Raw genomic sequence first — 21,838 nt, 5'->3', positions numbered from 1 at the left:
GGTATTACTCCTGATCTTCTAAAAATGCCAATACCGTTTTCTTACCATTTGCAGCCAGCACATGATCAGGTTGAATTTCCAACGCCTGTTCAAAATAGCTCATTGCCTCATCAGCATTATCATGGAACAGCGAAATAACACCTAAATTATAATAAGCATCACTATGATCTTCATTTAACTTTAAAACTTGATGGAATGTTTTTTCGGCTTCCTCTAAATACTCTAATTGGGCAAGAGCAAGCCCATATTGGAATAGTATTGTTTCATCATTATTAGAGAGCTCCGTTGCACGCAATAAATAAGGTAAAGAAAATTTGATTTGTTCATCATTTTTAAAACTCATTCCTAGCATAAAGTAAGCATCACTTTCTTCCAAACCATTTTCAATTGCTTGTTTAAAATACTGCTGTGCATTAGAGAACAATTCTTTATCAAAATATAGATTCCCTAATGCGTAATAAGCAGTCGCAGCATTTTCATCTAAGTCAATGGCTTTTTCAAAAAAACGTTTTGCGCGCTCGGTTTCATTTAATTGGAGTAATAAATTCCCAAAATTTATATAACCAGTTGGATCTCCTGGATTTTGTTCAATTACTTCATTAAAAAGAGCTGCTGCTTCTTGATATTTATTCTCTTTCATTAAACTAATTGCTTGTTGATTCTTGTCCATTGTTGATTCACCCATTTTATCCTACATAATCTAATTTATGGTCATTTTTAATAATTGTATCAATAGTTCCTCCACCAAGGCATACGTCACCGTCATAGAATACTACAGCTTGTCCTGGAGTGATTGCCCGTTGGTCTTCTTTATATGCTACATATACTTGGTTATCTGATTTGATAGTTACATTTACTTCACTATCTTGTTGACGATAGCGGAATTTTGCGGTACATGTAAAGGAATCAGAAATTTTGTCAGGTTGAATCCAATTAATATCTGTAGCAATAAGTGCATTCGAATACAAATAATCATTCTCATATCCTTGACCAACATATAAAATATTATCAGATAAATTTTTACCGACTACAAACCAAGGATCCCCAGAACCACCGATTCCAAGACCTTGTCGTTGACCAAGTGTGTAGTACATTAAACCATCGTGAGTACCTTTAATGCTACCATCTAGCGTTTGCATTTCGCCTGGTTGTGCAGGTAGATATTCACTTAGAAATTCTTTAAAATTTCGTTCACCTATAAAACAAATACCCGTAGAATCTTTTTTCTCTGCCGTAACTAAACCATGTTCTTTGGCAATTTTACGAACTTCTGATTTAGGTAAATGTCCCAATGGAAACATCACTTTTTTCAGTACATCTTCAGACAATTGGTTTAAAAAGTACGTTTGATCTTTATTATCATCATTACCTCTTAACATTTGAACACGACCATCATTATCACGATGAACTTGTGCATAATGTCCAGTTGCTAAATAATCTGCTCCTAGAGCCAATGCATGGTCTAAAAATGCTTTGAATTTTATCTCTTTATTACACATAACATCTGGATTTGGTGTTCTTCCTGCCTTATATTCATCTAAAAAGTACGTAAATACTTTATCCCAATATTGTTTTTCAAAGTTAACTGAGTAGTACGGAATGTCTAGTTGATTACATACACGTACTACATCGTCAAAATCTTCCGTAGCTGTACATACACCAAATTCATCGGTATCATCCCAATTTTTCATGAAGATACCTACAACATCATAGCCTTGTTGTTTAAGTAATAAAGCAGCTACAGATGAATCGACTCCTCCGCTCATTCCAACAACTACACGTGTATTTTTGTTATTTTTCATGTTCGTTCCTTCCTTTATTTTAATAATCTATTCACAACTTTTACGATTCGATTACTTGCTTCTTGTATATTTTCCGCTGAATTCATACTACCAAAACTAAATCGAATGGAATTCGTAGTAATTGGATTTCCTTCACCATACATTGCTGCTAATACATGAGAAGGCTCTACACTTCCAGCCGTACATGCACTTCCACTAGATGCGGCAACACCATCAAGATCAAAATTAGTTAACATAGCTTCTACATTGACTCCATCAAAACTAATATTGATAATCGATGGGATTGTATGATCTTTATCTCCATTAATTGAAAATAATATATTTTTTTCAGTTAATGTTTGGAGAAGAATTTGTTTATAGGATTGGTAAAGTTTCAATCTCTCGTTCCTATTTTGCATTGACAATTCAACTGCTTTTTGAAATCCGACGACTCCAGGAATGTTTTCAGTACCAGCACGACGTTTACGCTCTTGTTCACCACCATATGACAAGGGGTTAATAGCTATTCCTTCTCTTGCATAGAGAAATCCGATTCCTTTTGGTCCATTGATCTTGTGAGCAGAGGTTGTTAATAAGTCAATTCCCAATTCATCAACATTAATATCTAATAAGCCATACGCTTGCACTGCATCAGTATGAAAATATGCTTGGTGTGATTGTAATAGCTTACCTATCTCTTCAATTGGTTGAATCACACCTGTTTCATTATTTACAAACATTATTGATACAAGAATTGTCTCATCCGTTAAAGTTTGTTCTAAATCTTCTATATTAACTCGTCCTGTATCATCTACAGGTAAATAAGAAACTGTAAAACCTTGTTTTTCAAGTTCTTCTGCCGTATGAAGTGTAGCATGATGTTCTTGTACAGTGGTAATAATATGCCTACCCTTGTGCATATTTGCTTTTGCAGTTCCAATTAATGCTAAATTATCGGCTTCCGTTCCACCACTTGTAAAGATTATTTCTTTTTCTATTGCATGAATAGATTGTGCAAGAAATCTTCTCGCTTCATCTAAATGTTGCCTAGCTTTTCTCCCAAATGAATGAACACTTGAAGCATTTCCTACAACATCCTGATAAATTGGTAACATTGCTTGTACAACTTCATCGGCAATTGGTGTAGTAGCAGCATGATCTAAATATATTGGTTGCATTGATAAAAAACCCTTTCCTTCTAACTGAATCAATTTCATAATTAAGATAGTGGATACAATCCCAATGCCTATAATTCAAACATTAATATCTAACACTAATTATTCATTTTTTAAATAAAATTTAGCATTAAGAAATTGACTAAGCTATTTAAATATAAAACATATACGCATCGCGTGGTTCATCATTTTCATGATCTACTAAATCTTGTAATGTAGTATGATCTAAAACATCTTTAACTGCGTCTCGTATGCTTAACCATAAGGACTGTTGTGCTGGTTTTTCTTCTTCCATGCCTTCTACAATTGTTAATGGACCTTCAAGAACTCTAAGGACATCACTTGCTGTTATCAATTTTGGCTCTCTAGATAACATATATCCGCCATAAGCTCCACGCACACTCTTCACTAAACCTGCATTTCTCAAAGGAGAAGCTAACTGCTCCAAGTAATGCTCGGAAAGATTATTTTCATTTGCAATCATTTTCAAAGAAGTTGGACCTTCTCCGTAGTGAAGTGCTAACTCAATCATAATTGTTAACCCGTATCTACCTTTTGTTGAAATCTTCATTTATGGACACCTCATATTCTTCGTTCCTATTGCATTCTACATGTTATTATATCATGACAACCATCCTCTTGCATTTCAATAGAATCCACTATAAGCTTGAAGGATAAAACAACTGAAATAAAAAGGACGATTTATTATGAATTATCATCAACCCCTCGCATATCGCATGCGTCCGAAAAACATAGATGAAATTATAGGACAAGAACACCTTGTTGGTCAAGGGAAAATAATTGATAGGATGGTAAAAGCAAAGATGCTATCATCCATGATTCTTTTTGGACCACCAGGGACGGGAAAAACTTCTATGGCTTACGCTCTAGCAAATAGTGTCGGCCTACCTTTAAAAATATTAAATGCTGTAACTGATAAAAAGAAAGATATGGAAATAGTCGTAGAAGAAGCAAAAATGAGAGGGCAAATGGTACTTATTCTTGATGAAGTTCATCGACTAGATAAAGCCAAACAAGATTTTCTACTCCCTCATTTAGAAAGCAACCTACTAACCTTGATTGGTTGTACCACGAGTAATCCATATCACTCTATTAATCCTGCAATACGCAGCCGCTGTCATTTATTCGAACTGCACGGTTTAACGATTGAGAATGTGAAAACTGCGTTACATCGTGCAATATTACAACACAATGAAACATCTCAATATGATATTAATATAGAGGAAGATGGACTTGAACATCTAGCTTTAGCAGCAAATGGAGATTTACGATCATCCTTAAACGGATTAGAGTTAGCGATAAGTTCAACTTCACCAACGGAAGCTGGTGTAATTGAGATAACATTAGATATTGCGGAAGAGTGTATGCAAAAAAAATCCTTTTCACATGATAAAGATGGGGATGCACATTACGATGTTTTATCCGCCTTTCAAAAGTCAATCCGTGGTAGTGATGTAGATGCAGCACTACATTATTTAAGCCGCTTAATTGAGGCAGGAGACCTCGATAGTATTGCAAGACGGATGATCGTTATTGCATATGAAGATATCGGGCTCGCTAACCCTCAAGCAGGTCCAAGAGCTGTAGCTGCTGTACAGGCTGCAGAACGATTAGGTTTTCCAGAGGCTCGAATACCACTTGCAAATGTCGTTGTAGAACTTGCATTATCTCCAAAATCGAACACAGCCTATAAAGCATTAGACGCAGCATTGAGTGATATAAGAACTGGCAGAAGTGGAGATGTCCCTGCTCATCTTAAAGATTCTCATTATAAGGGAGCAGAAAAATTAGGAAGAGGACAAGAATATTTATATCCTCATAATTATCCTGGTGCCTGGGTAGATCAACAATATCTCCCTGACTCTATCAAAAACCGAATCTATTATTCACCAAAAGATACAGGTAAGTTTGAAAAAGCACTAAAACAAGTATATGAAAAAATTCAACGAGATAGGAAGAATTAACGTATATTTACACTTCTTTACGGTAACAATAGAAACTACTATACACAATTTCTATTGATTTCTAAAAAGAGGAGTGAATATTCAAATGGCAAAAGTAAGACAAGATGCGTGGTCACATGAAGATGACTTATTATTAGCAGAAACTGTTCTTCGTCACATTCGAGAAGGAAGCACTCAGTTAAATGCGTTTGATGAAGTTGGTGATAAGCTTAATAGAACTTCTGCTGCATGCGGATTCCGCTGGAACGCAGAAGTACGTATGAAATATGATAATGCAATTGATCTAGCTAAAAGACAACGAAAAGAGAAAAAGAGAGCAATCAGCGCAGGCATGAAAAAAACATACAGTACACAACAACCTGCAACATTCTCATCTAGCATAGAAGAAGTAGAGCTTAGTGACTCTCCAAAACAGGTAACTAACTCTACACCAACTATTAATTTAGATACCGTAATTCAATATTTACGAGAATTAAAAAAAGACTATCATGCTTCCAATCAATCAAAATCTGCATTGGTATCCATAGAACATGAGAATACAACGCTAAAATCAAAAGTAGAAGAATTACAGGATAAATTAGCGGATACCGAGAAGCAACTGGCTACCATGCAAGAAGATTATCAAACATTTATCCAAATAATGGATCGTGCTAGAAAAATGACTGTTTTTAATGATAATGAAAACGGATTTGTTGCACCAGCTTTCCGAATGGATAAGAATGGTAATTTAGAACAACTTGCTCATGGTTCAAATTAATAGTCATGTTAAGAGAAACTGGATGATTTCTAGTTTCTCTTTTTTTGTATATCAATAAAACACAAAACTGCCAAGAAAATATCCTGACAGTTAATTTTATGTATACGCTCAATCCCGATTGTGCCGTCTTATTTCAAGCTTTGATCCCGCTATCAGCAGGTGGGTGTCCTGTTTTAAAGATATTGTGCCTCCTACAAATTTAGGCTTGCACGCACATTAAAAACCAATTAGACTCCCATTTTTACAGTTGTTCGGTCAAAATACTTTTAATAGACGAACACATCAGGATGAAGCATAAAGTAATTTTATTGTGTGTTCATATTAGCATAAATGTTTTTTCAAGACAATAGGTCAGCTGTACGAAAATTTTATTGATCTTTTCCTATTGATTGCAATTGGATAGATAATTCATCTAATTGATCATTACTTACACCACTTGGAGCTGAAGTCATTAAATCAGAGGCTGAAGCTGTTTTTGGAAATAGTATGGTATCGCGTAAATTCGATCTACCTGCTAACAACATAATAATACGGTCTAGACCAAGAGCAATTCCTCCATGGGGAGGTGCACCAAATTCTAAAGCATCTAATAAGAATCCAAATTGATTACGAGCTTCTTCTTCTGAAAATCCTAAAACATTAAACATTTGATCCTGTTGTTCCTTCTGATGAATACGTATTGATCCTCCTCCAAGTTCAAAACCATTTAAAACTAAGTCATATGCATTTGCACGTACACTAGCAGGATTGGACTCTAATTTATCTATATCTTCTTCAACTGGAGAGGTAAATGGATGGTGTGCAGCAAAATATCTGCCTAACCCTTCGTCATACTCTAAGAGTGGCCAATCTGTTACCCATAAGAAATGGAACTTGGATTCATCGATTAGGTCTAACTCCTTGCCTAAGTGAAGACGTAAAGCTCCAAGACTATCGTATACAACATTTGTTTTATCCGCTACAAACAGCAATAAGTCTCCTTGCTCTACATCTGCACGCTCACGAATCCCCGTAACTTCCTCTTCAGATAAAAATTTAGCAATAGGTCCTTTCAATTCACTTTCTTCAGCTTTTAACCAAGCAAGCCCTTTAGCATCATAAACTTTTACGTATTCTGTTAATTTATCAATATCTTTACGAGAATAATTATCAGCTTTACCCTTTATATTTAATAAGGCAACCTTTCCACCGTTATCTACTGCTTGAGAAAAGACCTTAAATCCAGATGAAGCCACTAAATCGGAAACATGAATTAACTCTAAACCAAAACGTGTGTCTGGTTTATCGGAACCGTATCTATCCATTGCTTCTTGATATGGCATACGTGGTAATGGTAATGAAATTTCTATACCTTTTACTTCTTCCATTACTTTTTTCATCATATGTTCCGTCATATCCATTATTTCATCACTTGTTAAAAATGATGTTTCAATATCGATTTGAGTGAATTCAGGTTGTCTATCAGCACGTAGGTCCTCATCACGGAAGCATCTTGCGATTTGATAATAACGTTCAAAACCGCCCATCATGATTAATTGTTTAAACAATTGTGGAGACTGAGGTAAGGCATAAAATTCACCTGGATGTACACGACTAGGAACTAAATAATCCCTCGCTCCTTCTGGTGTACTCTTCGTAAGAATCGGTGTCTCCATCTCCATAAAATCATTGTCATTTAGGTAGTTTCGAATTGCTTGTGTTGTTTGATGACGTAATCGAAATGTTTCTTGTAGTGAATTTCTGCGCAAGTCTAAATATCTATATTTAAGTCGAACATCTTCAGATACATCGGTTATATCTTGGATGGTGAATGGTGGCGTTTTTGATTTATTTAAGATTTGAATGCCTGAAGCATTAACTTCAATCTTGCCAGTTTTCATGGAAGGATTGAAGGTGGATTCATCACGAGCAACCACTGTACCATTTATTTGGATTACATATTCAGAACGAATATTTTCCGCTGTTTCCAAGGCCTCTTTTGAATAGTCAGGGTTAAAGACAACTTGTATTACTCCTGATTTATCACGAAGGTCAATAAAAATTAATCCGCCAAGATCACGACGTTTTTGAACCCAACCTTTTAGCAGCACTTTTTCATCGATGTTTTTTTCAGTTAGTCTTCCCGCCATTAATCTTTCACTCATTTATTATTCCTCCATTCAATTTTTCCTTAAGAACCTCTATTAATTGAGACATGGAAACCTCACTTTGATCACCTGTAGACATTTCTTTTAAAGTGACTTCCTGCTTTTCAATTTCATCATCACCAAGGAAAATGACAAATTTAGACTGGAAACGATCGGCAGCTTTTAATTGCCCTTTCATTTTGCGTTTTTGATAGTCCATATCAGCTTGTATTCCATTCATACGAAGCTTCTTCACGATTTTCGTCGCTTCTAACTTAGCTCCATCTCCCATATTCGCTACAAAGCAGTCAAGTTGTTGATCAATAGGTAGTGTTATACTTTCAGCCTCAAGCGCCATTAATAACCTTTCTAAACCCATTCCAAAACCAATTCCAGGTGAATTAGGTCCTCCAAACTCTTCAATTAATCCATTATAACGTCCTCCACCTGCAAGGGTTGTAATTGCTCCAAACCCTTCTGCTTCACTCATAATTTCAAAAGCAGTATGATTATAATAATCTAATCCCCGCACAAGATTCGAATCAACCACATATTCAATATCCAAAGCATCTAAATATGCCTTTACTTCGTTAAAGTATGTTACTGAATAATCATTTAAGTAATCAATTATTGAAGGTGCTGTCTTCATAGCAGGATGATCTCTATCTTTCTTACAATCAAGCACACGCAGTGGATTTTTATCTAATCGATTTTGACAGTCATGGCATAATTCTTCCCTGTGAGGTTCGAAGTGTTGAATTAATGCATTACGATGCGATTTTCTACTTTCTTGATCACCTAATGAATTAATAACAAGTTTTAAAGATTTTAAACCGAGACCTTTGTATATATTCATTGCAAAATCAATTACTTCTGCATCCACTGCAGGATCTTCACTGCCAATAACCTCTGTTCCAAATTGATTTAACTGTCGCATTCTACCTTTTTGAGGGCGTTCATAACGAAACATGGAACCAAAATAAAATAATTTAATTGGTTGATTAGGACTTCCGAATAGTTTATTTTCTACATAAGCTCGAGCTACAGAAGCAGTTCCTTCTGGACGTAATGTTAGACTTCTTCCACCACGATCTTCAAAAGTATACATTTCCTTCTGAACAATATCCGTTGTATCGCCTACCCCTCTTTGGAATACTTCGGTATGTTCAAACAGTGGGGTGCGTATTTCTTGATAATGATAACTATTACAGGTCTCTTTAATTTTACTTTCTACAAATTGCCATTTTACAGTTTGTTCCGGTAATAAATCAACAGTTCCTCTTGGAGCTTTCATGCTCATAATCTTACCTCCTTAAGATTATCCGTACATATAAAAAACTCCCGTCCCTTCAAATTAAAGAAGGGACGGGAGTTTACCCGCGTTGCCACCCTAGTTGATGCTCAAAATTAGAACATCCGCTTTCACAGTTAACGCCTGCAACACGTTTATACCTACTATATTCGATATAAAACCTCCAGAATGTCTTTCATATGGAGCATATAGGAAATAGTTTCCAGCCAATGACTACTTCTCTCTTTGCTACTGCTTCCAAATTACTTTTTCTTTCAACGGTTGTACGTTCTTATTTTACTTGGAATGTCTATTATAATAATCTCTGTTTGTAAGAATGTCAAGAACGGATTATCTTTTTCTTTAATAACTTTACTTCACCAATGGATATCCCTAACTCTGAAGCAATTTCCATATAATTCGAGCTTTCTTCTATTTCCATAAAATGATGTAGATCTGCAGATAATAGATCAGAATTTTGGTTTGCACCCCAGTGTTTTTTTTGCACTCGCAATATTTCCACTCCTCCAAATAAATTCCATTCCTACCTCTAGCTTTGCCTAAAAGAATATTTTTTATTATACTGTTAAAAGATAAAGTTCTATTCGGGGAGGAAGATCGTGAAATTAACGACATTTTTATCAACCATTTTATTTACGCTACTGTTTATCTTTATATTTGAACAAGCAGTAACTGCTGACACTGCAATTGTAGATGGAGAAGGAATACATGTGAGAAGTGGTCCAGGTTCTGAATACGATAGTATTGGGAATGTAAATGAAGGGCAATCTTATCCATTAGTACAGCAACAAAATGATTGGGTGGAAATAGATTACAATGGTGAGTCAGGCTGGGTTTCCCAAGAGTACATAAATATTGAGCAAACAGAGCAAGAATATGCTGAAATAGATAGTGAATCCGTAGAAACGGTCTACAATAATACACATCTAAGATCAGGTCCTTCTGTTAATGATTCTATTATTGATTATGTTGATCAAGGAACTACTTTAAATATTGTTCAGAGTGAAGATGGATGGCTAGAGGTTGAGTATGAAGAATCAACTGCCTTTGTTCATCGAGATTTTATTACGGATACCACAAAGATACCAAATAATGATGGATTTAAAAATAAAACCATTGTAATTGATGCAGGTCACGGTGGAAGAGATGTTGGAGCAATTGGTACCTCTAATACGTATGAAAAAGACTTTGCATTTCTAACGGCTCAAGAATTAGCTAGTGAGTTGACTTATCTTGGAGCTGATGTACACATGACAAGAAGTCATGATGAGTTCATTTCATTAAATAGTAGAGCATCCTATGCAAATTTTGTTGATACAGATGCCTTCATTAGTATTCACTACAACAGCGTAGCTGACCTACCAAACGTCACCGGAATTGAAACCTTCTATTACAATGAAAAAATGAAACCACTCGCTGAATCGGTTCAACAAGGGATGATTCGGTCTTCAGGGGATGAGGACCGCGGAACATCTTATGGAGATTTCCAAATTCTTCGTTTAAGTTTACAGCCTTCCCTATTATTAGAATTAGGATTTATTTCTAATAAAGAACAAGAAGCACTGCTTTCAACAACCGGTTACCAAAAACAATTAGTGAGCGGGATACTTGAAGGATTATCCACACACTTTAATCGATAAAAAAATCGCCAGCTTTTTCGGAAGTCTGGCGATTTTTTTATCGATCTTTACTGTCAATAATTAAAGTTACAGGTCCGTCGTTCGTTAATTTCACGTCCATCATAGCACCAAATTTACCGGTTTCTACATGTATCCCTTCATTCGTTAAAGAAGTGTTGAATTTATTATATAAATCTTTAGCTATCGATGGTTTTGCTGCTTGCATGAAGTTCGGTCTTCTTCCTTTACGGGTATCACCATATAATGTAAATTGAGAAACAGAAAGGATGCTTCCGCCTATATCTTTTAAGGATAAGTTCATTTTTCCATTATCATCTTCAAATACACGTAAATTAGGAATTTTCCCTACCAAGTATTTTATATCTTCATGTGTATCTTCGTGTGTAATCCCTAGTAATACAACAAATCCTCTGGTTATACTACCTACAATTTGATTGTCTACTGTTACACTTGCTTCTTTTGACCTTTGTATAACTGCCTTCATGTTAAATAACTCCTAACCATAATACGAAATTCATTCAGCCGGGGGTTCGTTCAAAACCATGACCTAAAGGTTCTTGAACAGAATCGAGTTGAGAATGATTTCACTCCCTTGATAAAAAATGGTCGTTTTATTGCACTGTTCTTGTTACGGTATAAACATCTCGAATTTGTTTAATTCGGTCAACAATCTTTCTTAAATGATTTGTATTATGAATTAATATAGTTAATTGAATGATCGCCATCTTATTTCGATCCGATCTTCCATTCACATGCGTAATGTTCGTTTTCATCTCATTTACTGCTTGAAGAACTTCATTCACTAGTCCTCTACGATCGTATCCAGTTATTTGTAAATCAACATGATACTGCTTCCGTTCAGCGTATTCACTTTCCCACACTACATCTATATATCGCTGTTTTGCTTCTTCCGTTTGAACATTTGGACAATCTGCTCGATGTACTGATACTCCTCTACCTTTTGTGATATAGCCTAATATCTCATCCCCTGGTACGGGATTGCAACATTTAGCAATACGAACAAGTAAGTTATCTACACCAGCCACTCTAACCCCGGAATCCTTTTTGTACATTCTTTTTGTATGTTGATCTGAATCTGTCTTGACTTCTTCAATAGTTGTTTGCAAATCTTGTTCTTTCTCGCGAGATTGTCTGATTTTTTCCGTTAATCTCGTTGCAATTAAAGAAGCAGTAATTCCCTGATAACCAACTGCAGCATACATATCATCTTCATTTTGGAAATTAAATTTATCAAATACTCGATTTAAATTGTCTTGGGTTAAAACTTCCTTAGGATCAATATCATTTTCACGTATTTCTCTTTCGACTGCTTCTTTTCCTTTAACAATGTTCTCATCCCGTTGTTGTTTTTTAAAGAACTGCTTAATTTTACTTTTCGCTTGTGAAGTTTGTACCATCTTTAACCAATCTTGAGAAGGACCATAAGAATGCTTGGAAGTCATTACTTCCACAATATCGCCATTTTGTAATTCATAATCTAATGGCTCCATTTTGCCGTTAATTTTTGCACCAATCGTTTTATTACCTATTTCTGTATGAATTTTAAATGCAAAATCTAATGGAATTGAACCTGAAGGAAGTTCTATTACTTCTCCCTTCGGTGTAAATACATATACCATGTCTGAAAATAGATCGATTTTCAATGACTCAATAAATTCTTCTGCATCATGAGTTTCACTTTGCCATTCTAGTATTTCGCGAAACCAAGATAACTTCTCCTCGAAACTACTTTTTTCTCGAGAAGCTTTTCCTTCTTTATATGCCCAATGTGCAGCTATACCGTATTCCGCAATATCATGCATTTCTTTTGTGCGTATCTGTACTTCTAGCGGGTCACCTTTTGGACCAATTACAGTTGTATGAAGTGATTGGTACAGATTTTGTTTTGGCATTGCGATATAATCTTTGAATCGTCCAGGCATCGGTTTCCAATTTGTATGAATAATACCAAGCACTGCATAGCAATCTTTAATATTTTCAACAAGAATACGTACAGCAAGTAAATCATAAATTTCATTAAATTGCTTTTTTTGATTCACCATTTTTTGGTATATACTATATAAATGTTTCGGTCGGCCTGACATTTCCGCCTCGATATTAACCGTATCCAATTCAAGTGCCAACTCATCGATAACTTCTTGAATATAAGATTCTCTTTCTTCGCGCTTTTGCTTCATTAATTGAACAATTCGGTAATACTGCTGCGGATTCAAATATCGTAAGGCAGTATCTTCTAACTCCCATTTAATAGTTGAAATACCTAAGCGATGTGCTAAAGGAGCAAATATTTCTAATGTTTCATTAGAAATTCTACGTTGTTTTTCTGGAGCAAGATGTTTTAAAGTGCGCATATTGTGCAATCGATCTGCAAGTTTAATCATAATAACACGTATGTCTTTTGCCATTGCTACAAACATTTTCCGATGGTTTTCCGCTTGTTGTGCTTCTTTTGTTTCGTAGCGAATTTTACCTAACTTGGTTACACCATCTACTAACATTGCAATTTCATGATTAAAGGCTTCTTCTAATTGTTCTACGGTTATATCAGTATCCTCAACAACATCATGTAAAAACCCTGCAGATATCGTCTCTGAATCCATCTGTAAATTAGCTAATATTCCTGCGACTTGAACAGGATGGATAATATATGGTTCTCCAGATTTCCGAAATTGATCTTTATGCGCATCAGAAGCAAATTCATATGCTTGCTCAATTAATGCGATATCATCTTCAGATAAATACGTTTTTACTTGTTCCACTATATCCCTTATCGTTACATTTTCATCTTTTGCCATGTAATCACCTTTACTTGCTGTATATTCATATAAATAACTTTATTCATTTTAACATTTTAGTTAATTTCATATGTAATGGAAGACGACGACTCCTGTAGCTTAAAAACGACTAGGAAAAGAAGTTATTTTTTCCTACTTAGTTGAAGCCGAGACTTTCTAAAAAAAGCTACCACTTGCAAAGGAATCAAACATTGTAACATTTAGATTCCACACAAATATCTTATTTTCAAATTGATTTATTTGTTAAATAATATTAATTATAAATCTTTTTGATCCATACTGTCCAACTATAAAAAAAGTGCCCGTTTAATGACGTACAATCTGCGTCTTTTTTCCTTTGAGTTTAAGGAAACATGTTGAGCTCGAACAAACTGATGTTGACTCTCAGTCAGAGGGGACAAGCACGACTAAGCCTCATAAAAATCGTAATGGAGAGCGTCAAGTATGGAGTTAAGATTACTCTCACGAAAAGATTTACTAATTGCAGGGTTTGCGCCGGAAGTAGCTGGTTCAGTTAAATAGTTATCAAATTTTATAATTTCCTATAAGATTATAAAGAAGTAGGCCTGACAATTCTATGGCAATGTCAGACCTACCGTTACAACTCTAACTCTAATATGTCATTAAAGTTAATACATCGTATCCTTCTAGTTTATCTTTTCCATCTAGGTATCCTAATTCAACAAGAAATGCACACCCAACAACAATGCCTCCAAGTTGTTCTACTAATTTAATCGTAGCTTCTATCGTTCCACCAGTTGCTAGTAAATCATCTGTAATGAGTACTCGTTGACCTGGTTTAATTGCATCTTTATGAATCGTTAGTACGTTTTCACCATATTCTAATCCATAATCTACTTTAATAACTTCTCTAGGTAGTTTGCCTTCTTTTCGTACAGGCGCAAATCCTACTTCCAATGCATAAGAGACAGGACAACCAACAATAAACCCTCTAGCTTCAGGACCTACAACTAGATCAATTTCTTTATTTTCAGCATAATCAACAATCTCATCTACTGCAGACTTGAATGCTGCTCCATTTGCCATTAGTGGAGTAATATCCTTAAATTTAATACCTTCCTTAGGCCAATCTTCTACAATTTCAATATAATTTTTAAATTCCATGTGTTGCTTCCTCCCTCGGATTTTCCAAATAATCCATGCACTCCATAAACCATTTTCTTAAATCCTCATAATTTGAATAATACAGTTGTTTTTCTATCTCAGATTGTTGCTCTCGCGATTGATAAACAGTTGATTCTGATAAGTCTTTCTTAAGTGGATTATCTAATGCCGTTATTTTACCATTTTCTATTTTAACAAAGCCTAAATCTGAAAACACTTCAGACATAAAATTAATTTTATCATCATTCCAACCTTTATGCTTTCTTAACGAATCTAGATAAGTATGCATATGGAATGGGCCTTGTTTCTTTATTAATGCATAAAACCACACAAAATCTTCTCTACTAGGAAACGCAAATAAATAATTGCTTGATTCCACTTCATAACAAGCTACAATTTTCTTTGGTTGAAAATAATTAATCACATATTTTAAATCATCCAAATGTTTGGGAAGTTCATCTATATAAACTGTTTGGCATTTGTTATAGTCACTAATAATGTCTTTATTATAACTAACTTGACTAACTTCACTTACCATATTTTTTGTTTGATTACTTACAATGATTGCATCCTCTTCAAAATGAGGAATAATATTTTCTCTACGTTTACCTCGAAAATCAAATAACTGCCACTCATCTATCTTCATATCCTGAATCATTAATTGTGCAGTCTGGTTACCGTTCCATTCGTTAATCGATAATTCCCCAGCAATTTTTATCGGTGTTTGCGGGGCAATTTGATTATATACGTCACCCCATCCGAAGCCAATAGCATCCATACGAGTAGAACTTGTACGAAATTGCATTTTTAAATGATTCTTTTGGCTACCAATTCGCTTTATGTCCGCAGGAATTTCTTTAATTTGAAAAACAGGCTTCGGGTTTTTCATCCCAAAAGGAGCAAGCTTTGAAATATCCCTTATTAATTCTAAAGTAATATGTTCCAAACTTAATTGTCCACTTATTTCCAATTCCTGTTTTAAATCTTCTTCAGCAAGTTCGTTGTTTAATATATTATCAAGTTGAAATTCTAACTTATCTACATTTTCTATCGGTAACGTCATACCAGCAGCTTGAGAGTGTCCACCAAAGTGTGTAAACAGATCTCTCATACGCATACAGCCTTCAAATAAATCAAAAGCAGGAATACTACGAGCAGAGCCTTTAACAACTCCTAATTCAGGCTGAGTTGATAATACAATTGCTGGTCGATCATATTTTCGAACAAGATGTGAAGCCACAATTCCGAGAACTCCTTGGTTCCAACCTTCATTAGAAACTACAATAATTCTACGCTCTGGTTTTGATTTCACAATTTGATCGGCTTCACTAACGATACGTTGAACAACTTTCTTTCGTTCATCGTTTATTTTGTTGATTTCATTTGCTATTTCGATAGCTGATTCCATATCTTCCATAAGAAGTAATTCGACTGCTAAGTCAGCATCCTGTAATCTTCCAACAGCATTTAATCGTGGACCAATAGAAAAACCTATGGACTGCTCATCTAAATCTTCTAGTTGGCATACTTGTATTAATGCTTTTAAACCTACATCCGTAGTCGTTCGTAATTCCTCTAACCCGTAATAGGCTATTACTCTATTCTCGTCGAATAAAGGTACTAAATCAGCAATTGTCCCAATTGCAGCGTATGATAATAACTGAACAGGAAAATACCCCAGAATTGCTTCTGCAAATTTTAAAGCTACTCCAACTCCAGCTAATTCCTTAAACGGATAGTCGGGAGAACATTTAGGATGAATAATCGCGAAGCATTCTGGTATATTGGTTTGAGGTTCATGATGATCGGTAATAATTAAATCCATACCTAGTTCATTAGCTATATCTGCTTCATGAACCGACGTTATACCAGTATCTACAGTAATAATTACATTATACCCTTGTTCAGATGCGGTACGAAATGCCGTTTCATTAGGACCATAGCCCTCCGTAAACCGGTTAGGTATATAAAAATCGCATTTAGCCCCTAGTTCAGTTAATGCTTTTAACATTACTACTGTTGAACTTACTCCATCTGCATCATAATCGCCAAATACTAAAATCTTTTCTTCATTTTGTATTGCTTTATGTACTCGTTGAACCGCTTTTTCCATGTCCTTTAAAAGAAATGGTTGATGAAGATCTTCTATTTGCGGGGATAGAAACCGTTGCACCTCTTCATTTGTTGTTAGTCCTCTTTGAATAAACAACTGCTTCATTAATGGAGATTGATCAGTATTTTCTAGTAAAGAACTTTTATGATCTTCTATCTGATTATATCTCCATTTCATTTTACTCTCTAACATACGTTCACCCCTGACTAATCTATTATACAAAAGTAAGTTAAGAGGAGCAAATAGATTATATATTCTTTTTTAATTATTGACTATTACATCAGAGATAATAGACATAAAAAAAGAAAAGGGTGGAACTGAAATATTTAATCAGAAGATAAACATGAATGAACTAAGCTTTGAAAATCACTCCATATATTTCCAGAGCCAATTTGCAAAATCATCCATCTTCTGAATAATACTATTTCGTATGTCCCATCCTCATCTTAAATTACACTTGTGGTCCTTCTACTTTTTCTTTTTTTGTGAAATCTACCGGTTTATCTTTAACTGTACGGGCTCTCCAAACGAACCACAATTGTGATGCAAAGAGTAGAGAAGAATACGTTCCAGCCAATAATCCTATTAGTAACGCAAGCGCAAAACTCCAAATAGATGTCGCGCCTAAAATCAAAAACGCTAATACAGCGATAATTGTTGTTACTGAAGTATTCACAGTTCTGGTAAAGGATTGTACAATACTTCTATTAACAACTCCTGCTAATGCTTTAAAGGATTTTACCCGTTTTTCACGACGAATGTTTTCACGGATTCGATCAAATATAACAATAGTGTTATTGATTGAGTAACCAACTATAGTTAAAATCGCAGCAACAATCGTAACGTTAAATTCTATTTGTGTGACACTGAATAACACAAGCATCAGAAATACATCATGTAATAATGCGATGACCGCCGTAATACCAAAGAAAAATTCAAATCGAATGGTTACGTAGGCTATCATAAAAATTGATGCTATTGAAACTGCATATATTGCATTTTTAACTAATTCTTGTCCTACTATTGGTGATACAACACTTACACTTGGTGTTTGACCATAAAGTTCATTAAAATGCTGTTGAACTTCATCTACACCAGATTCATCAAGTACAGTGTCAAAACGTGCAACTGCAATTTGATTATTTTCTCCTGATAAATTCACGGAGCTAACTTCATGACCAAGTTCTGCAAATTGGTTTTCCACTTCTTCGGCAGTTAGGGACTGGTCAGCAACCACCTCTATCCTAGAACCACTTGTAAAATCAACTCCAGGATTTATTCGGAAAATACCAATAGCGATTGCGCCAACAATAACTATAATCGAAGTTGTAATAAAAAATTTCTTTCGATGTTTGACAAAATTGATGGAACGTCCAAAGATTTTCGGGTCTTCTTCCGGTTTTGCAATGTCTTGGATTTGTGTTTTATTAACACCTAGCCATGGTTTTCGGTTTTTAAGAACTCCACTCTGTACCCATAACCCCAGTAATAGACGTGTTCCAAGTACTGCTGTAAGGAAGCTTAAAATTATACTGATGATTAACATTGTAGCGAATCCCTTTACAGAACTTGTTCCGAAAATAAATAATACAATAGCTGCAATTAAAGTCGTTATATTCGCATCTAATATAGTTATAAATGAATTTGAATTACCCGATTTAAAGGAAGCCTTTACGGATTTTCCTAGTCGAAGTTCTTCTTTTATTCGTTCGAAAGTAATTACATTAGCGTCAACTGCCATTCCAACACCAAGTATTAACGCAGCAATACCAGGTAATGTTAGAACTCCGTTTAGCATTTCAAAAACTAAGATTACCAAATATACATATACTGCGAGGTTAATTGCAGCAATGATTCCAGAAAAACGATAGAAACCAATCATAAATAAGATAATTAATCCAACACCGACAATACCTGCAAACACTGTCTCGTTTAATGCCTGTTCACCAAATTGAGCACCTACAGATGTTGAAAATATTTCAGTCATATGTACAGGTAATGAACCTGAATTAATAATATCTGCCATTTGCTGTGCAGACTCAACCGTAAAATTACCATTAATCATAACATTACTAGAATTGATTGGACCATCTACATTTGGAGCCGACACGTATTTGGGTTCAGATTTTGCAGACTCTTCTTCAAAAGAATCACCTTCTTGATAATCCATCCAAATAACTAAACGACTATCTTCCTTTTCACTAATTTCAGTAGTAACATCACCAAACTTAGATGCATCTTTTAATTGCAATGTAACAATGGGAGCATTTGTATTGGGATCAAAGTCTTGCTTTGCACTTCCTTCTACTAGATCAGTTCCGTCCAAATACAAATTATCATTAACATCACGGAAGGTTAGATGTGCGGAAGTTGATAGCATTTCCCTAGCTTCCGCTTGATTATCTACTCCTGCTAATTGAACTCGAATTCGATTATCACCTTCGATATCAATTACAGCTTCACTGATACCTAAACGGTTTACTCTGTCATTCAATGTTTGTACTGTACCTTCTAATAAACTCTGTGAAACTTCTTGAGATGAATCTACCGGTTCTACTTCATATAAAACTTCAAAACCACCTTGTAAATCGAGTCCGAGGTTTACATCTTTTGTGATATTGGTAAACGTTGTTCCAATTACTCCTGCCAAAGCTAATAGGACAAGAAAAAAGGCAACGATTCTACCTCTTTTTTTCATCGAATCCATTTCCTCCTTCATATGTATTACGATTATTATTATTATGCATCTGCATTATTTTCTGTCAATGCAACAATAGATGCCATCAAGTCCTCATTTTGATAGGAAGACATGGTTAAATAACTTAGGTAAATATTTGAACCTAAGTGAAAAATATCCTGAATAACTTCATATAACCGTTTTTCTGGATCTCCTCTCCACACCTTTTCTTTTAAGCATCTCCAAACATCATCCGCTGTAGCCTGTGAATAGCCTAGCATTTCTAGCTCTTCCGCTTTACTTTGTAATGCCGGAATAATGGTTTGTTTCCATCCATCCACATTATGCTTCATTTCCATTTTATCGCCACCAATTCCATTATAGATTGGAACAACTGTCATGCTTTGTCCACCTAATTGCATATATATCATTGTATATCAATTTTAAATATTTGAGAAGGCAGGTCGACAATTATGACCAAACAATCATTTCTACAAGGAGCTATTATATTAATTGTAGCTGGAATGATTACCCGTTTTATGGGATTTATTAACCGTATTGTTGTTGCAAGATTGATGGGAGAAGAAGGTGTTGGATTATATATGATGGCATTACCAACTCTATTTCTGGTAATGACATTAACACAGTTCGGACTTCCAGTTGCTATTTCAAAACGAGTTGCTGAAGCTGATGCGCAAAATGATCAACAAAAAATTAAGAAAATAGTCGTTGTATCTTTAGCAATTACTCTATCCGCTAGTATTGTCTTTACTGCAATATTAATACTTATTGCTCCTTTGGTGGCATCAACGTTGTTAACAGATGAACGCGTCATGGTACCACTTATTGTTATTAGTCCTATTATTCCAATTGCAGCTGTGTCAGCAGTATTACGAGGGTATTTTCAAGGAAAACAAAATATGACTCCTCAAAGTGTAGCTCAAGTTATCGAACAAATAGTAAGAATTATATGCGTTGCCCTATTTATTCAGCTACTTCTTCCTTATGGAGTAGAATACGCAGCTGCCGGAGCAATGTTTAGTGTTATTTTAGGTGAATTCATTTCATTACTGTATATGGTTCGTAAATTTAAACGGAAACGAACGATTAAAGTAAGGAATAATTTTTTTAAAGTATTAGCTGACGGAAAACAAACAGCGAAAGACTTATTTTCTATCTCAATACCTACCTTAGGTAGCAGAATGATTGGTTCATTCTCTAACTTTTTAGACCCCATTTTGGTTGTTCAAAGTCTTGCACTCGCAGGAGTAACAGCTACTGTTGCTACGAAGCAATACGGAGAACTCACCGGATATGCGATGCCTTTGTTATTTCTACCAACATTTATTACAAGTTCTTTATCTATTGCACTCGTTCCTTCTATAGCAGAAGCGGAAGCCAATAAGCAGATAAAAATGATTCACAACCGTATTCATCAATCAATACGAATTTCCTTTGCATCTGGAGCAATTTCAACTGTCGTTCTTACGATCTTTGCGACAGAGATACTTACGTATATGTACGGTTCAAGTTCTGCAAGTAAATTCTTGTTGTTGATGGCACCTTTTTTCTTATTTCTTTATATACAAGCTCCCTTACAATCTGCACTACAGGCACTTGATTTAGCTAGACCAGCTATGTGGAATAGCCTTATCGGTATGGGAATGAAATTTTTAATAATGATCTTATTTGCATCGAATCCTTCATTTGGCATATTAGGTGCTGCCATGGCAATTTGTGTAAGTGTAGTAATTGTAACGCTCCTTCACTTAGCAGTATTAAAGAAAAATATTAATTATATGATTCCGTTTATTGATTTTGTTAAGATGATTGTCTTAGTTGGTCTTACATTTGGTATCGGATATTCATTAAAGCAAATCATGCCTAATCTTGACGGACAAATTATTATTTTTGGAGCTTTATTAATTGTATTACTATTAATATATATCCTATTGCTATTTATATTAAAATTTATAACAAAGCAAGAGCTTCAGCAAATTCCCTTATTCAGAAAAAACAAGTAATACTACTGGTACTTTAAAAAATTGAAAAGAAAATAACGACCAATAGTTGGATTTTATTCTTATATCCGTATTAGTCGTTATTTTCTTTTTATCCCGTATGAGTTAATTTCATGTGTGAAAACTGAAAATTGTTCTGCTTGATTTCCATTGCAGGGAATGCTTTTTAGTAGATTCTTAATTATACGATAACTAAAATAAAGACGAACACAATTTCTAGTGGATCTTCAGTTCACGCTATTCCTACAGGAGTCGTCGTCTTCAATTACAATCGAAGGCAAATGAAGTTTCTCTTTATTATCATTAACTT

The 21,838-nt window shown here is 34.9% G+C and carries 17 protein-coding genes, 1 other RNA gene and 1 other annotated feature; of the genes, 4 read left to right on the top strand and 14 right to left on the bottom strand.

Going from position 1 to position 21,838, the window contains the following annotated elements; genetic code table 11:
• Positions 1-4 precede the first annotated feature (4 nt).
• From AQ616_RS05220 to cymR, 4 genes are all read right to left on the bottom strand, one after another.
• On the bottom strand, positions 5-670 hold the full coding sequence (locus AQ616_RS05220; protein ID WP_017797126.1) for a tetratricopeptide repeat protein: 666 nt from the start codon (positions 668-670) through the stop codon (positions 5-7).
• A gap of 16 nt (positions 671-686) precedes the next feature.
• A complete protein-coding gene (mnmA, locus tag AQ616_RS05215) occupies positions 687-1,802 on the bottom strand; it encodes a tRNA 2-thiouridine(34) synthase MnmA (RefSeq protein WP_017797127.1) in 1,116 nt (371 codons plus the stop codon).
• 14 nt (positions 1,803-1,816) lie between these two features.
• The gene (locus AQ616_RS05210; protein WP_069685224.1) at positions 1,817-2,959 is read right to left on the bottom strand and encodes a cysteine desulfurase family protein; all 1,143 of its coding nucleotides are present in this window, start codon (positions 2,957-2,959) and stop codon (positions 1,817-1,819) included.
• Between the two features lie 148 nt (positions 2,960-3,107).
• Positions 3,108-3,527 (bottom strand): cysteine metabolism transcriptional regulator CymR, encoded by a 420-nt coding sequence (gene cymR / locus AQ616_RS05205; protein ID WP_017797129.1) that lies wholly within the window; start codon positions 3,525-3,527, stop codon positions 3,108-3,110.
• Positions 3,528-3,663: 136 nt separating this feature from the next.
• On the opposite strand from cymR, the gene AQ616_RS05200 reads away from it, so the two are divergent.
• Together AQ616_RS05200 and AQ616_RS05195 are read left to right on the top strand one after the other, a co-directional pair.
• The gene (locus tag AQ616_RS05200; protein WP_069685223.1) at positions 3,664-4,941 is read left to right on the top strand and encodes a replication-associated recombination protein A; all 1,278 of its coding nucleotides are present in this window, start codon (positions 3,664-3,666) and stop codon (positions 4,939-4,941) included.
• A gap of 85 nt (positions 4,942-5,026) precedes the next feature.
• Positions 5,027-5,698, top strand: a complete 672-nt coding sequence (locus AQ616_RS05195) for an RsfA family transcriptional regulator (RefSeq protein WP_069685222.1) — start codon at positions 5,027-5,029, stop codon at positions 5,696-5,698.
• A gap of 107 nt (positions 5,699-5,805) precedes the next feature.
• Here AQ616_RS05195 and ssrS read toward each other — a convergent pair.
• From ssrS to AQ616_RS19560, 4 genes are all read right to left on the bottom strand, one after another.
• Positions 5,806-5,990: non-coding RNA, 6S RNA (gene ssrS, locus AQ616_RS05190), on the bottom strand.
• 76 nt (positions 5,991-6,066) lie between these two features.
• Entirely contained in the window at positions 6,067-7,842 is a 1,776-nt protein-coding gene (gene aspS, locus AQ616_RS05185) for an aspartate--tRNA ligase (RefSeq protein ID WP_069685221.1), read from the bottom strand.
• Positions 7,835-9,124 (bottom strand): histidine--tRNA ligase, encoded by a 1,290-nt coding sequence (gene hisS, locus AQ616_RS05180; RefSeq protein ID WP_069685220.1) that lies wholly within the window; start codon positions 9,122-9,124, stop codon positions 7,835-7,837. The genes aspS and hisS overlap by 8 nt, the downstream gene beginning before the upstream one ends.
• 58 nt (positions 9,125-9,182) lie before the next feature.
• Positions 9,183-9,403, bottom strand: a binding site (T-box leader).
• Between the two features lie 52 nt (positions 9,404-9,455).
• Positions 9,456-9,629, bottom strand: coding sequence for a hypothetical protein (locus AQ616_RS19560; protein ID WP_017797134.1), 174 nt, complete (start codon positions 9,627-9,629; stop codon positions 9,456-9,458).
• Positions 9,630-9,735: 106 nt separating this feature from the next.
• Here AQ616_RS19560 and AQ616_RS05175 point away from each other — a divergent pair, with 106 nt between their 5' ends.
• Positions 9,736-10,776 carry an N-acetylmuramoyl-L-alanine amidase family protein gene (locus AQ616_RS05175; RefSeq protein WP_069685219.1) on the top strand — a complete coding sequence of 347 codons (1,041 nt, stop codon included), beginning with the start codon at positions 9,736-9,738 and terminating at the stop codon, positions 10,774-10,776.
• Between the two features lie 37 nt (positions 10,777-10,813).
• Here the strand turns inward: AQ616_RS05175 and dtd are convergent, their stop codons facing one another.
• From dtd to AQ616_RS05145, 6 genes are all read right to left on the bottom strand, one after another.
• Positions 10,814-11,260, bottom strand: a complete 447-nt coding sequence (gene dtd / locus AQ616_RS05170; protein WP_069685218.1) for a D-aminoacyl-tRNA deacylase — start codon at positions 11,258-11,260, stop codon at positions 10,814-10,816.
• A 127-nt stretch (positions 11,261-11,387) separates the two neighbouring features.
• Positions 11,388-13,592 (bottom strand): RelA/SpoT family protein, encoded by a 2,205-nt coding sequence (locus AQ616_RS05165; RefSeq protein WP_069685217.1) that lies wholly within the window; start codon positions 13,590-13,592, stop codon positions 11,388-11,390.
• A 612-nt stretch (positions 13,593-14,204) separates the two neighbouring features.
• Complete coding sequence (locus tag AQ616_RS05160) at positions 14,205-14,717, bottom strand: adenine phosphoribosyltransferase (RefSeq protein WP_017797138.1); 513 nt, start codon at positions 14,715-14,717, stop codon at positions 14,205-14,207.
• Entirely contained in the window at positions 14,707-17,022 is a 2,316-nt protein-coding gene (recJ, locus tag AQ616_RS05155; RefSeq protein WP_017797139.1) for a single-stranded-DNA-specific exonuclease RecJ, read from the bottom strand. The genes AQ616_RS05160 and recJ overlap by 11 nt, the downstream gene beginning before the upstream one ends.
• Before the next feature lie 259 nt (positions 17,023-17,281).
• The gene (secDF, locus tag AQ616_RS05150; protein ID WP_069685216.1) at positions 17,282-19,528 is read right to left on the bottom strand and encodes a protein translocase subunit SecDF; all 2,247 of its coding nucleotides are present in this window, start codon (positions 19,526-19,528) and stop codon (positions 17,282-17,284) included.
• A 41-nt stretch (positions 19,529-19,569) separates the two neighbouring features.
• On the bottom strand, positions 19,570-19,908 hold the full coding sequence (locus tag AQ616_RS05145; protein ID WP_017797141.1) for a post-transcriptional regulator: 339 nt from the start codon (positions 19,906-19,908) through the stop codon (positions 19,570-19,572).
• A gap of 72 nt (positions 19,909-19,980) precedes the next feature.
• Here AQ616_RS05145 and spoVB point away from each other — a divergent pair, with 72 nt between their 5' ends.
• A complete protein-coding gene (spoVB, locus tag AQ616_RS05140; protein ID WP_017797142.1) occupies positions 19,981-21,531 on the top strand; it encodes a stage V sporulation protein B in 1,551 nt (516 codons plus the stop codon).
• Positions 21,532-21,838: the final 307 nt, after the last annotated feature.

The sequence above is a fragment of the Oceanobacillus sp. E9 genome (genome assembly GCF_001741975.1).
GTDB classification, from domain to species: Bacteria; Bacillota; Bacilli; order Bacillales; family Amphibacillaceae; genus Oceanobacillus; species Oceanobacillus kimchii.
This window is presented reverse-complemented; position numbering and strand designations above follow the sequence as displayed.

Bases quoted from the DNA above. Each gene is read 5' to 3' on its own strand.
- cymR (WP_017797129.1), bottom strand. From the start codon at position 3,527: ATGAAGATTTCAACAAAAGGTAGATACGGGTTAACAATTATGATTGAG.
- AQ616_RS05195 (WP_069685222.1), top strand. From the start codon at position 5,027: ATGGCAAAAGTAAGACAAGATGCGTGGTCACATGAAGATGACTTATTA.
- AQ616_RS05160 (WP_017797138.1), bottom strand. From the start codon at position 14,717: ATGGAATTTAAAAATTATATTGAAATTGTAGAAGATTGGCCTAAGGAA.
- AQ616_RS05210 (WP_069685224.1), bottom strand. From the start codon at position 2,959: ATGCAACCAATATATTTAGATCATGCTGCTACTACACCAATTGCCGAT.
- dtd (WP_069685218.1), bottom strand. From the start codon at position 11,260: ATGAAGGCAGTTATACAAAGGTCAAAAGAAGCAAGTGTAACAGTAGAC.
- hisS (WP_069685220.1), bottom strand. From the start codon at position 9,124: ATGAGCATGAAAGCTCCAAGAGGAACTGTTGATTTATTACCGGAACAA.
- aspS (WP_069685221.1), bottom strand. From the start codon at position 7,842: ATGAGTGAAAGATTAATGGCGGGAAGACTAACTGAAAAAAACATCGAT.
- AQ616_RS05220 (WP_017797126.1), bottom strand. From the start codon at position 670: ATGGACAAGAATCAACAAGCAATTAGTTTAATGAAAGAGAATAAATAT.
- AQ616_RS05200 (WP_069685223.1), top strand. From the start codon at position 3,664: ATGAATTATCATCAACCCCTCGCATATCGCATGCGTCCGAAAAACATA.
- recJ (WP_017797139.1), bottom strand. From the start codon at position 17,022: ATGTTAGAGAGTAAAATGAAATGGAGATATAATCAGATAGAAGATCAT.
- AQ616_RS05165 (WP_069685217.1), bottom strand. From the start codon at position 13,592: ATGGCAAAAGATGAAAATGTAACGATAAGGGATATAGTGGAACAAGTA.
- spoVB (WP_017797142.1), top strand. From the start codon at position 19,981: ATGACCAAACAATCATTTCTACAAGGAGCTATTATATTAATTGTAGCT.
- secDF (WP_069685216.1), bottom strand. From the start codon at position 19,528: ATGAAAAAAAGAGGTAGAATCGTTGCCTTTTTTCTTGTCCTATTAGCT.
- AQ616_RS05145 (WP_017797141.1), bottom strand. From the start codon at position 19,908: ATGACAGTTGTTCCAATCTATAATGGAATTGGTGGCGATAAAATGGAA.
- mnmA (WP_017797127.1), bottom strand. From the start codon at position 1,802: ATGAAAAATAACAAAAATACACGTGTAGTTGTTGGAATGAGCGGAGGA.